The following is a 12,711-nucleotide window of genomic DNA, read 5'->3' as shown; positions in this document are numbered from 1 at the left end:
GGCGACGGGCCATCCCATTATCTGTCACCCGGTCAGTTGATCGTAGCCGAGCAGGAGCTGGGCTCCGACCGATTGCCGCCCGAAACGCGGCGGGTCGAGAGGTAAGCGGATGTTGAGGTCGAGCCGGAAACTGCCATAGGGATTGATGTGACTGTGGATCATGGGAGTGATGCCTCGCTGGTCGTCTGTGTTGAGGCGGCCGCTCCAGGAGGGTTCGGCCAGTACCTGCTGGATCATGAGGGTGTTGATGTAGACGAGCGACAGCTTAATCAGATGCAGACAGAGCATCCCGATCTCCTGATCGTCGATCCGGTTTCCTCGCACACACGGAATCCCACCTTATAGTTCACTCACTCAGACACTAAAGCGTCGCTTGCCAGAGCGAGCTTCTCTTCCGCGCCGCTCGATAGTCCACGGCGCACCCGCTAAACCAGGACCGCAAACCAACTATCGAGCAGGGCTCTGGATCTGCGACAGCCGCAGGCCCACACGAGCAACCAGCGCTAGAAAGCGCGGATTCTTGTAGAGGGGAATCCACGAAGGGGATGTGGTGAGTTGTAGAGCGAAGAAATCATGCCGATCGACGAGCTTCGCCAATTCGGCCACCGCACGATCTGGATCACCGGAAAACATGTACCACTCCGCGGGCAGGAAATCGTTCTCATGGGACCAACTGGTGCCGGATTGGATTGCCTTCAAATGGAGCCGAGCATACGCTTCCATCCCGCCACTGTGGAACGCCGCCAGCCCGGCGTTCTCTAATTTCAATCGCGGAGCGTCTTTCTCCATGGACGCCATCAGTCGCCATTCCTCGATTGCCTGTTCATAGTGGCGCGTGTTCCACAGGACCCATGCCCGTTGATCGTGCGCCAAGGCCGAATCCGGCTTCATACGGACAAGACGGTTCGCAGCCTGGAGGGCTCGTTCCTCCTGACGCGCGCTGGTGGCGACGTACATCTCGGTAAAATAGACCGACGGCCAGAGCGGGTCATCCTCCTGAGCTATATCGATCTGATGGAGCGCCTCGTTGGATCGATTAGTGATGCAGAGGAGCAGCGCGAGCATATCGCGATGCTCGGCGTTGTTGGGCTCAAGCGCCACGGCTTCCCGAAGCTCCTTTTCCGCAACCCCGAAGTTCCATTCGTAAACAAAAGCCAAATAGCCAAGGTCTTCGTGGCCTTCGGCGTCCAGCGGATTCAGCTCGGTGCTTTTGAGCGCATATCTTTGTGCGGTGCGATAACTCTCTTCGCGAGGAGCCAGGCCATGTTCTGCTGCAAGGATATAGGTGCTGGACATGCCGGAATAGGCATCGGCATCGCTTGGATCTCCGGCGATCGCTGCCTTGAAGCTCTGGATCGCCTTGGGAAGGGAGTCGTCGGACCATGGTGTCAGATAGTTGCGCGCTCGAAGGTAGTCTTCGTAGCCCTTGTGGTTGGTGGCAGGCCGCGACCGCCGGTCTTCGGGCAGCGGTCGTTTCAATGCCGCAGCGATGTCCTTTTGGGCGCGGTCGCGCAGGGAAGCCAGTTCGTCTGTCGTCCCGCTGTAATGAAACGAGGCTACATGGACGGCGTCGCTTCCACGCACCAGTTTCAGTTGCAGGTCGCAGCGGCCCTCGGCGAGGGTGAGGTTGCCGAATAAGAGATCGTCAAGGTGCAGCAGTTGGGCATTGCGGCGTACGCTGGAATCGTCCTGGCCGGCGTCGCTCAGCGAGTGCTGCCCACGCACATTGATGGACGGAGATTGGCTCAGTGCACCCGAGAGCGCGCTTCGCAGGCTTTCGGCGAGTTGATCCGCGCCGGAACCCGACACTTGAAATGGAGCGATGCCGATCGAGAGTGGCTGAGGCTTGGAACTGTGGCGGCGAAACACAAAACCGCTTGCACCGACGACGACGAAAATAGCCGCAGCCGCCAGCCACTTGCCCCACGGCTCGATTCTCGGTCGCTTCAGGCGGAGAGCGTCGTGAGCAGATTCGATAGGTTGCTGAGACGCGATGATTGAAGCAGCCTCTGGTTCTGCGAGCGCCAGTTCACCGGACACCGGAACTAGCATCAGCCCCGATTCGGAGAGACCTCGATCGAGAGATTCCGTCTCTTCAGTGAGCTCCAGACCTGAGTGCTCGGGAACTGGCTCCGACGCCAGAAAAGTGACTTCGGGCAGAAAACGGTAGCCCCGCTTAGGGATAGTCTCAATGAACACCGGCTTAGTCGGCTTGTCGCGAAGGATGTTTCGCAACTGATTGACCGCGTTGCTGATGGCATGATCGTGGCCCAGGTGCTCCCCGGCCGGCCACATTTGATCGCGAAGTTGCTGGCGCGTCACCACGGAGCCAGCGCGCTCCAACAAAATGGTCAGCAAGAGTCCCGTCTGCTCCTGGATGCGGACCCTCATCCCATGGTGTGTCAAATCCCCACTCGTCGCATCGAACCGGAACGACTTGAAGGAATACACGCGTCGCAAGGGAAGCTCCATAGAAAGATGTTAAATGCACAGCACGCCAACTCGTTTTCGGGCCTCTTCCCTGGCAGGTACAAAAGACACATATCTATTTGACTTGAGGTTACTTATCCGCGGATATTTTCCTGAGATCTTTCCGATGTTTCGAGGAATTGACGCTGGGCGAAATGTCCAAATAGGGTAAATCCAACACATTCAGTCCTAGACGCTGTTGGGTAAGCTTCCCGATCCCAAGCTCAAAAAGCCTGTGCCTACGATCGGAGAAATAGCTCGCCTGTCCTCCTGTGCATCTCGCGCCGGAGACGACTCAACCATTAGTCCCGAGTGGCGCAACCCGCAGCTCGGTCGTTGTCATAGTGCCCTTTACCCCACGGCTTCAACCGGTCGATGGGCAGAGTTTACGAACTTTCCAGGAGGCAACAGGAGTGAACATAATTGAGCTTGCAAAAGGCATCCCAGGAAGACGGCTGGAGGCAGAATCGATCCGCACATCAGTGCGGAGGTCGGGTCCGTGGTTGCTCTTGTTGACTTTGGTGGCCTGCTCACTCTCATCTTCTTCCCAGGTTCTCTCGACGCCAAGCCACACCAATCCCAAGTTCCTGGCGAAGATGGAGGCACGGCAGAAGCGCTCCAGCGAGTCGCTGCCGACGACCCGCTCAGAACGTCGTTTTATGAGTCCGTTCGAACGCCAGGTATTGCCCGCCCTGAAGGCCATGAAGAACAGCGCCGGAGAGCCTGTACTGTCAGCCATCGCCAAACCTATGCCGAATGCCACCCAGTTGCAGGGGGTGAGTGTGAACTTTCCTGGATTTGTGGCCGCGCCTGCCATTGGAGTAGCTCCTGCCACCGATGCCTACATCATTGATTCAACTGCCGTTGGAGACTTCAACGGAGACGGACTTGCCGATCTGGCCACGCTCAACGGAGACGGCGAGCTTAACATTGCGCTCAATCCCGGCAAGGGTAAATTCTCCTCCTCCGCGATTACCCATGTCGACACCTCAGCTTTGGACACGTATGTCAGTTACATCGCAGCCGCCGACCTAAACGGCGATGGCAAAGCCGACCTGGTCGGCCTCGACTACGTGGACAACGACTTCCTGGTCTGGATCAGCAACGGAGACGGGACCTTCAAGTCTCCGGTGATTTACAACGTGTCGACGACCTCCGGGGCCGAGCTTTACAACGGCGGGGGGCTGGTGGTCGGCGATGTGAATGGCGACTCCGTTCCCGACATCGTGGTGCTGACCACGTCGCAGAACTATACCGCCGCAATCAACGACTACCTGAGCACGTTTACCGTGCAGAGCTATATTAACCGGGGAGACAGCAGTTTTAGCTCTCCGCAAACGGAGAGCGACTCGCAGGTTCCTGGAGCTGCATTCCCGCAGCAAGGGGAGGGGCTGATCCTGGCGGATATGAATGGTGATGGAAACCTTGACCTGGCGATCGAGGTCACCAACCAGTCGGGCGCCGAACTCACCGGACTCGTCATTGCCAACGGCGATGGAACCGGCGCGTTCAGCAACGCCACCTATACCGCAGCCACAGTCTCAAGCTTCAGCCTAGTGACATCGAACTTCAGCGTCGCGGATCTGAATGGCGACGGAAGCCCTGACGTTCTGTTCAACGTCGGAGATGGCAATGTCTACGTCTCGTTCAACGATGGCAAGGAAAACTTTAGCGGGCCCAAAGTTGCCGTTCCTCTGCAGCCCTCGCGCTATGCGTTTGCGCTCGCCGATCTGAATGGCGATGGTAAGCCGGACATTGTGACCTATGACGACGGTGCAATCTCCCTGTATCCGGGTAACGGCGATGGAACCTTCTCGTCGACGGCAAGCTCTCGCGTGGTCGGTGCAAGCCAGCGTCCGTACAACCTGCCGACGATCGCCGATTTCAACGGCGACGGCCTGCCCGACGTATTGGATATCGATACCCAGCAGTCAACCGCGATCCTCGACTACGGACTGGCGGGCGGGAAACTGGCGGGCGCCGCCGCGGTGAGCTACCCTTCGCTCGACCCGACGGCCGCTTCGATCTATACACTGCCCGCGAGCAATCTGAGTGTATTCGCGGAAGGCGATGCAAACGGCGACGGTTATCCGGACATCATTGCGGAGGATCTGACCAACATTGTGGCCGACCAGAATGTAGTCCCATTCGTTACCCTCCTCAACGACGGCAAGGGAAACTTCACGAAGGTGATCGCGCAATCGGCGGCTGAGGTTGCCGCGGTGGCCGGAGTGGACTCGCACTTTGTCGACCTGAACGGCGATGGCATCCCGGATTTGGTGGAGCTTTCGGCGACGGGCTATGGCTACGCGGCCGGCAAGGGGGATGGAACGTTTTCGGCATACACCCCGATCTCGCTGGGGATCTCGCCGGCCTGCCCAATGAACTACGCCACGACGGGCGATCTGACCGGTAAAGGTAGCAACGACATCGTCTTTGCCTATCCGGGAGACCAGGAGTGCAGCGGCTCCGTTGTCACGCCATCCGGCTACTTCGTCTCTATCAATGACGGCAAGGGACACTTCACCACGAAGTTCTATCCCTCGGGCCTGCAGTTGCTCAATGTGGCTCTTGGAGACTTCAACGGCGACGGCAAGCTGGATCTGGCCTTCAACGACAACTACGCCTACGACGACTACACGAACGTGTATCTTGCCATGGGCAACGGAAACGGCACCTTCAGCACGCCGACGACGATCCTTTCCGGATATCTGGTTACGTCGCTGAGGGTCGCGGACTACAACCAGGACGGCAAGCCGGACGTTGCGCTGAGCACCGCGGGGCTCCTACAGGCTGGACCTTACGGCTATAGCGTCATACCCGGAACGCAAGGCGTGCTGTTGATGCCGAACCAGGGCAGCGCCAGCTTCGGCCCTCCCACGCTCGTTGCCCAGGGAACACTTCCTTTCGGCGCGGCCTTTGCGGACTTCAACAACGACGGCCTGCCCGATCTCGCGATCTCCGCCTACTCTCAGTATGACGACAACGACCAATACGGGGTGGTGACGTATCCGAATCTTGGCGGCGGCGATTTTGGCCCGTATCTCAGCGAAGAGATGGGAACGTTCAGCACCTTCACCTTTGTCGATGACTTCAATCACGATGGGGCACCGGATGTGCTGGCGGTCAACGACTCGGCAAACGGCCTGTTCCTGAATCAAGGGGCTTCCGCCCTGAAGCTCGTAGCGTCTCAGGCCTCGGCGGTGCAAGGGGCAAGCGTCACGCTCACGGCAACGCTCACCACGACCTTCACCGCCAACGCGCCGCAGGGCAACATCGTGTTCAGCACGGGCGGCGCCATGCTTGGGACCGGTGCGATCAGCGGAGGCGTTGCCACCCTGACTACAGCGGCGCTCCCGGTGGGGACGAATCTCATCACGGCAGCCTTCGCGGGCGACGGCAACTTCAACGCGGCAAGCGCGACTGAATCGGTCGCAGTCACTGCGCTCGCGCCGGCGATCGCGCTACAGTCGAGTTCAGCTTCACTGAGCCTACCTCAGGGGAATACCGGCTCGATCACGATCGGGGTGACCGCCAACACGACGTATAACGGCAGCGTCTCCTTCACCGCCTCGGGTGCCGAACAGGGACTGATCGTGACCGTCAGCCCATCCACGGTGACGCTGACACACGGAGCGATGCAAATGGTGACGGTTGTGGTGGCAAGCGCCTCGTCCACGGAGATCACCGCTCTTGGCAAGCTGGGCGGATTCGGTGCCTCGGCAGGCGGGGTTGGCTTGGCGGCTATCCTCTTCTTTCTACCGCGCAAGAGGCGCAAGAAGTGGCACACGCTTACCATCGCCATGGTCGCCGGATTGCTGTTGGTTGTAGGAGCGACCGGGTGCGGCGGCAGCGCCGCCGCGAAAGTCGCCGCCAAGGGGCAATCGACCATTACGATCACCGCGACGCCGTCCGTTTCCGGCGCCACCGCGCAAACCACGACGCTCACCGTGACCGTGCAGTAGTTTCGCGGGCGAGGCCGTCCTCGCCCGCGACTTTCCTGCATCGCTTGTCGCACGGAAGCGGTATTGGCAACACCAAGGCAACTAGCACTCCACGGAGAATCATGCAGAAGCAATTCCAATTCGCGCTCGCCTTCCTCGTTCTTCTCGCCGTTCAAGCCGTTTCCCTCGGACAAACCTCCAAGGGACGCGAGGGCGCGGCGCCGCGCATCGCAGCCAACATCGACGACACCAATCTGGTGACGCTGAGCGGCAATATCCCCCCGCAGGCGAATGCAAAGAGCGATCTGGGCGCGGCGCCCGAGGCGCTTCCGCTGGAGCAGATGATTCTGGTGCTCAAGAGAGACCCCGCGCAGGATGCGTCGTTGGCTCGGTATCTCGGCGAACTGCAAAACCCGGGTAGCGCCAACTATCATCGCTGGCTGACGCCGCAAGCGTTCGGTCAGCGTTTCGGCGTGGCGCAACAGGACATCGCCAGGATCGCCGCATGGCTCAAGGCAGGCGGGTTCACCGTCGAATCGACGCCCGCGGGAGGCGACCTGATCGCCTTTTCGGGAACGCACGCGCAACTGAAGGCCGCCTTTCATACCGAGATTCACCAGTACAAGACCGCGAGCGGAATCTACTGGTCGAACGCCGGCGATCCGCGGATTCCGGCGGCTCTCGCGCCCGTCGTTGCCGGATTTGCCTCTCTCAATAACTTCCCGCGCCACGCAATGCACACCAAGCCCATACTGATCAAGCGAGACAGCACGACGGGTAAGTGGGCGATGGCGGATGTGGCCAAGGGCAAGCCGCAGTTCACCACCACCGTCAAGGGCGAGACGTACTACGGTGTGGGTCCGTCGGACTTCGCGACCATGTACAACGTGGGTCCTTTGTGGAACGACGGGATCGACGGCACCGGCCAAACCATCGCCATTATCGGCGAATCCGACATCAATCCAGCCGATGTGGACTACTTCCGTTCCACCTTCGGCCTTCCGGCGAAGAAGCTAAACGTAATCTATCCGACCACCGATCCCGGCACGAACGGCTCCGAGGTGGAGGCGGCGTTGGACGTGGAATGGTCGGGCGCTGTCGCCAAGAACGCTACGATCGACTTGGTCACGGCTCCCAACACCAACACCACAGCCGGCATCGACATCGCGGCACTCTACACCGTGACCAATAACCTGGCGCCGATCGTCAGCGAGAGCTGGGGCGGTTGCGAGCTTTCGTTTGGCGTCTCCGGCAACCAATTCTATTCCGAGTTATGGCAACAGGCGGACGCCCAGGGAATGACGGTCATGGTATCTACTGGCGACTCGGGTTCCGCTGGGTGCGATCAGGATCAGGAATACGCCAGCTATGGGCTGCAGGTGAATGGAATCTCCTCGACCCCCTACACCGTGGCCGTAGGTGGCACCGACCTCTATGGCGACTACACTGATCCTTCCGCGTATTGGAATGCGTCGAATGATGCGACGACGCTCGCATCGGCCAAGTCGTATGTGCCGGAAGCGGCGTGGAACAACAGTTGCGCCAACGATCTGCTGTTTGGGGCGCTGCAGACCGAAGGCGTGACCGACGGCGATCCCCTGGCCGTATGCAACGACGCGACTCTGCAGCCCTACTATGTGACCACGGGCGGCGGTTCGGGGGGCGCGAGCCAATGCACGGTGTCCGATGGCGTGACGCCTGGCAGTTGCTCGGGCGGCAATCCCAAACCAACGTGGCAAGCCGACGTTCCCGGTATTCCCGCCGACGGCGTTCGCGATCTGCCGGATGTCTCGCTGTTTGCTGGCAATGGACTTTGGGGCAGCTTCTATATTTACTGCCAATCCGACGATATCGGAACGGGTGCCTGCGATGTGAATACGGCGCTCCAGGCGGCGGGTGGAACGTCGTTCGCCTCGCCGGCCTTCGCGGGGATCATGGCGTTGGTCTCGCAGCAGACCGGAACGCAGTTGGGCAATCCCAACTACATCCTCTACAAACTGGCAGCGCAGCAGTATGCCGATCCGAGCAAACAGACGGCCTGCCAGTCGGGCAATGCAGCAGCCGCGCCGGGCTGCACCTTCTATGACGTAACGCAAGGCGGCAACATGGTTCCGTGCCTGGCCGGAACAGCCAATTGCACGACAACAAGCAGCACGCAGCAGTTCGGCATTTTGCCCGGCTACGAGACAAACGTCGGCTACGACCTTGCGACCGGGCTTGGATCGATCAACGCCTACAATCTAGCCTCGAGCTGGAGCACGGCGGCATCCACTACTCTTCCCACGGTAACCGCTCTCTCCGCGACCGGATCCAAGACGGCGATATACGGCGAATCGTTTCCGATAGAAGTCTCGGTAAGCGCCTCCGCCTCTACGCAAACGCCCAGTGGGGATGTAGCCGTGCTCAGCAACACGACCGTTGCCGGATATCAGGGCCTGAGGGATGGAACGCTGGTGGGCGGGAAAGTACAGCTCGATGTGGGCGGAACTCCAGGCGGGACTTACTCTCTGTTCGGCCGCTACGAAGGAGACGCAACCTTTGCAGCCAGCGAGTCCAGCGGCCTGCAGATCACGATCACGCCTGCTGCAAGCGCGACGAGTGTGATTGCGAGCCGGACAAGCCTGGTAGAAGGCCAGAAGGTCACCCTATCGAGCACGGTATCCAGCAGCATCCCCTCCGGCGCTTCGCCCACCGGGACGCTCACCTTTTCCGACTTGACCACGGGCAAGACGATTGGAACATCGCCCCTCGTGGCCGATTCGGATGGGACGTCTTCCAGCGGCTATGTCACCGTCGCCTCTTCGTCTCTGGCCGCAGGGGCCAATAGCATCTTCGCGACTTACTCGGGAGATGGCAACTACAGCAGCTCCACTTCGGTCGGTGCAGCCGTGACGCTGACCGCTCCGTTCACGGTCGCGGTGACTCCAGCGGCTCTGACTGTGAGCGTGGGATCGGGTACAGCAGGCTCGGCGATGGTTGCGGTCACTCCTGTTTTGGGGGCCACAATCCACGCCGCGCAGCTCGTCTTTTCGTGCCAAGGGACGCTGCCGCCGGGGCTGAGTTGTAGCTTTGCCACACCCGTATCGGGCTCCGATGGCTCCGCAACCAGCACGCTCAGTGTGACCTACCAGACGCCCGTCGAATCGGCAACACAACAGCAGCGGACGTCGCCCGCATTTGCGCTCGGGGGACTCGGAGTGCTCGGCTTGCTCCTGATGCCTCGCAAACGACGCAGTGCGGTACGTCTTTTCGTGCTGCTTGCAGTCGTGTGTGTAGTGTTCTCCGGTTTGTCCGGATGCAGCGGTGGCGGCGGCGCAGCGGCACCCGTAGCGACATCCACAACCCTTACCTCTTCCTCCGCCATGCCCACGTATGGAAGTACGGTCACATTGACTGCATCTGTTGCAGCAAGCGTAGGGTCCTCTTCTCCGACTGGAACCGTGACCTTTTCCGATGGCGGCATAACTCTCTGCACGCAGACGATTCAGATTGGCTCTGCAAGCTGTTCCACCAAGACTCTAGCCATAGGAAAGGATGCGATCGTCGCGAGTTACGGCGGGGATGCAGCGCATAGCCCATCTGCGTCTGGAGCGCTGCTGGTCGATACGACCCTCACCAAGACGATCTCTGTCGTCGTGAGCGATGAGTCCGGTAACAGCAGTACAACGCCTCTGGCCGTGACGCTTCAGTGAGACGGCAGACAATCGTGAATCTGGGATGTTAAGCGCGTGAGAGCGGAGCGGGGTACGCAGCGTCGATCCATTTCAAGCGCGAGCCAGAGACGGATCCGGCCTTGTTCATGAGCGACGAGTCGATGGCGGTTACGTGGACCGCGTTGGAAAGGGCGAGCCGCCGCAAATCTAAATGGGAGTTTCCCCGCTTCTGCCGGCGAGACAGTTGAATTTTGGCGTTTTCTGGAGTTCATCCAGAGAGTCTTCGAGGTGAACCGAAAAGAATATGCTTCTAGGAGTTGTTGAACGCTCCATTTACGGAACACATGCTGGTTTTGCGGAGATCCGGGGATTGATTTGGTTCGAACCCTGCGGACGAGTCTTGTTTGCGGGGATTTTGGATGCCGTCCAGAGGCCTTGCTCGTCAGGCGCAGCCTCGCGCGGGATGGTTACGCATGCTGTTCCGCGATCAGCCGCGGCAGCCGGAGCAGGTTGTGGGCGGCGCAGCCGAAGACGAAGGTGCAGTCGACCTTGGCCAGTCCGCGCACCTTCACCTGGGCGAGTCCGGCTGTCTGCTTCAGCCAGTCGAAGGGCTTCTCGACCAGCCAGCGGCAACTCAGGCTGATGCCGTACCCGGCGTGCCGTGTCGTTCTGCCGTCCATGTTCGAGCGTCGGCCCTTATCGTTTTTGGTCACATGCGGCGTCACGTTCAGGGCTCGTGCGGCAGTCACGAAGTCCTTGGCGTCGTAGGCCTTGTCTGCGCCCACGGTGATGCGCCGCGAACGGCCCTTCTGCTTGTCGGCCAGCATCAGCAGCGCGGCTTCGCGCTCGGCGTAGCCATCGGCCTGGGTGGCCATCGCGGCGGCGATCAGGCCGTTGCGGTTCTCCACCAGGGCATGGCCCAGATAGGCCAGTTTGGACTCTCTGCCATAGCTCTTCTTGTACAGCCGCGCGTCCGGGTCGGTGGTCGATTCATGCGTCTCGTTGGAACGCTTACTGTAGTGGAAGTTGGCACCGTCGCCGTCGGAACCGTCCTTCTTGCGGAAGCTCTTCTGGGACGCCCAGGCTTGGATCAGGGTGCCATCGACCGTAAAGTGGTCGTTCGACATGAAGCTCTTCGCCTGCTCAAGTACGGCGGCGAAAAACTGCCGCGCGATCTCTGAGGTCAGCAGCCGGTCGCGGTTCTTGGAGAACACGGCGTGGTTCCACGCCGCGTCGTCCATGCCCAGCCCGACAAACCACCGGAAGAGCAGGTTGTAGTCGATCTGCTCCACCAGCTGGCGCTCCGAGCGGACAGAGTAAAACGCCTGCAACAGCAAAGCCCGCAACACATATTCCGGCGCGATCGAAGGCCGTCCAGAAGCCGAGTAAAGGCTATCGAACTCCTGGCTCAGAGACTTCAGAACGACATCCGTGATCCGCCGAATCTCACGCAACGGATGATCCTTGGGAACCCGCTGCTCCAACGTCACATAGCTGAACATCCCACCCTGAAAACGCTCGTCTCCACGCATACTTCAAAGACGAAGAAAGACCCGGGAAAGTCTTAAAACAGCCAAAACACTGGAACCTATTTCAACAAGCTCCTAGACATCCCGGAGGGGCGGACCCAGAAAAACCTGTTATTGAATTACCTGATATGAGGTGCTCGAAAAGGTAGGTGTAATTTTTTCCATCAAGGGTATGGGCAACTGGAATGTGTAAGAGACCAAGACCTCGACATAACAGCCCCGAGAGTTTGTGGGGCTGCATTCGATGCAGGCTGAGTTGCAATCGGGGGTTGTACCAGGCCAGGTTGTGGTGACAGTCGTGCTCGATTTCGACATTGGCCCAGCTTCCACGGTGTAGATATAGTTTTGCACGTCGCTCGACGAGGCCACACAATCGTAGACGACCGTGGAGGAGCATGGAGTTGAATGATCCCCGCCGCGCGCGACTGCATAACGTGCCCCCTGCTGTGCACAATGGGCAACCATTTCAGCGCTGAAGAGGGCGAGGCAGAAGCTGATAATACCAAAGATCAAATTCATCAGGATCATGAATGCAAGGGCAAATTCCACCAGTTCTGCACCCTGCTCGGAACGAAGGAATTCCTCCTCACCGGGAGGGCGGCAAAGCGCGCGAAAACTGCGGGACAAGACGCTAAGAGCTTTACCGCCTTGAGGCATCAGTTGCCCCCATTGCGCATTTTCGCGGTGTTATAGATGGTGACGGTTGAGGGTATACCCGGCCATGGGAACAGAGGCTTAGCGGTGGCAGTGGTCGTGACGTTGACCCAGTAAACCAGATTGCTGCTTGAGCACGATGGAGCCGAGTTGCAGGCGGTGGAAGATTGCGTTCCATCGGCGCACTCGCAGCCATTGGTGGACACGACGTTGAGGTTCACGACATCGGAGGCGTTTGCCGTTACTACGGCCTGAATACCGGCGGCGTCGGTCACATGCTGAGTTCCGTAGAGCGCCCCCGCATCGGTGGCACCGGCAACCTCTATGGACATGAAGTAAATTCTTCCTAAATCCACTGCGCCGAGAACTATAGTTAGCAGCAGAGGCGTGAGCAAAGCCAATTCCACCAAACTGGAGCCATGGTCGCCATGCAGCAAATTAAGTTTGCAGTGTTTGAACATA

The 12,711-nt window shown here is 59.6% G+C and carries 7 protein-coding genes; 2 read left to right on the top strand and 5 right to left on the bottom strand.

The features are described from left to right. Positions 1–24: 24 nt before the first annotated feature. Positions 25–324 carry a transposase gene (locus OHL18_RS16955; RefSeq protein WP_263376058.1) on the bottom strand — a complete coding sequence of 100 codons (300 nt, stop codon included), beginning with the start codon at positions 322–324 and terminating at the stop codon, positions 25–27. Positions 325–447: 123 nt separating this feature from the next. Then, entirely contained in the window at positions 448–2,391 is a 1,944-nt protein-coding gene (locus OHL18_RS16950; protein WP_263376571.1) for a winged helix-turn-helix domain-containing protein, read from the bottom strand. A 581-nt stretch (positions 2,392–2,972) separates the two neighbouring features. Between OHL18_RS16950 and OHL18_RS16945 the strand changes: the two genes are divergently transcribed. Further along, positions 2,973–6,434 (top strand): FG-GAP-like repeat-containing protein, encoded by a 3,462-nt coding sequence (locus tag OHL18_RS16945; RefSeq protein WP_263376057.1) that lies wholly within the window; start codon positions 2,973–2,975, stop codon positions 6,432–6,434. A gap of 101 nt (positions 6,435–6,535) precedes the next feature. Beyond that, positions 6,536–10,105, top strand: coding sequence for an Ig-like domain repeat protein (locus tag OHL18_RS16940; RefSeq protein ID WP_263376056.1), 3,570 nt, complete (start codon positions 6,536–6,538; stop codon positions 10,103–10,105). A gap of 428 nt (positions 10,106–10,533) precedes the next feature. Here the strand turns inward: OHL18_RS16940 and OHL18_RS16935 are convergent, their stop codons facing one another. From OHL18_RS16935 to OHL18_RS16925, 3 genes are all read right to left on the bottom strand, one after another. Continuing rightward, a complete protein-coding gene (locus tag OHL18_RS16935; protein ID WP_263376055.1) occupies positions 10,534–11,598 on the bottom strand; it encodes an IS5 family transposase in 1,065 nt (354 codons plus the stop codon). 108 nt (positions 11,599–11,706) lie between these two features. Next, positions 11,707–12,252, bottom strand: a complete 546-nt coding sequence (locus tag OHL18_RS16930) for a TadE/TadG family type IV pilus assembly protein (RefSeq protein WP_263376054.1) — start codon at positions 12,250–12,252, stop codon at positions 11,707–11,709. After that, positions 12,252–12,710 carry a TadE/TadG family type IV pilus assembly protein gene (locus OHL18_RS16925; protein ID WP_263376053.1) on the bottom strand — a complete coding sequence of 153 codons (459 nt, stop codon included), beginning with the start codon at positions 12,708–12,710 and terminating at the stop codon, positions 12,252–12,254. The genes OHL18_RS16930 and OHL18_RS16925 overlap by 1 nt, the downstream gene beginning before the upstream one ends. Between the last annotated feature and the right edge of the window lies 1 nt (position 12,711).

The sequence above is a fragment of the Granulicella aggregans genome (genome assembly GCF_025685565.1).
GTDB classification, from domain to species: domain Bacteria; phylum Acidobacteriota; class Terriglobia; order Terriglobales; family Acidobacteriaceae; genus Edaphobacter; species Edaphobacter aggregans_B.
Note: the sequence above shows the minus strand (reverse complement) of the source record. Positions and strands in the feature narration are given on the sequence as shown.

Coding starts and splice junctions, on each gene's coding strand:
- OHL18_RS16930 (WP_263376054.1), bottom strand. CDS start 12,252: ATGCCTCAAGGCGGTAAAGCTCTTAGCGTCTTGTCCCGCAGTTTTCGC.
- OHL18_RS16925 (WP_263376053.1), bottom strand. CDS start 12,710: ATGTTCAAACACTGCAAACTTAATTTGCTGCATGGCGACCATGGCTCC.
- OHL18_RS16940 (WP_263376056.1), top strand. CDS start 6,536: ATGCAGAAGCAATTCCAATTCGCGCTCGCCTTCCTCGTTCTTCTCGCC.
- OHL18_RS16935 (WP_263376055.1), bottom strand. CDS start 11,598: ATGCGTGGAGACGAGCGTTTTCAGGGTGGGATGTTCAGCTATGTGACG.
- OHL18_RS16950 (WP_263376571.1), bottom strand. CDS start 2,391: ATGAGGGTCCGCATCCAGGAGCAGACGGGACTCTTGCTGACCATTTTG.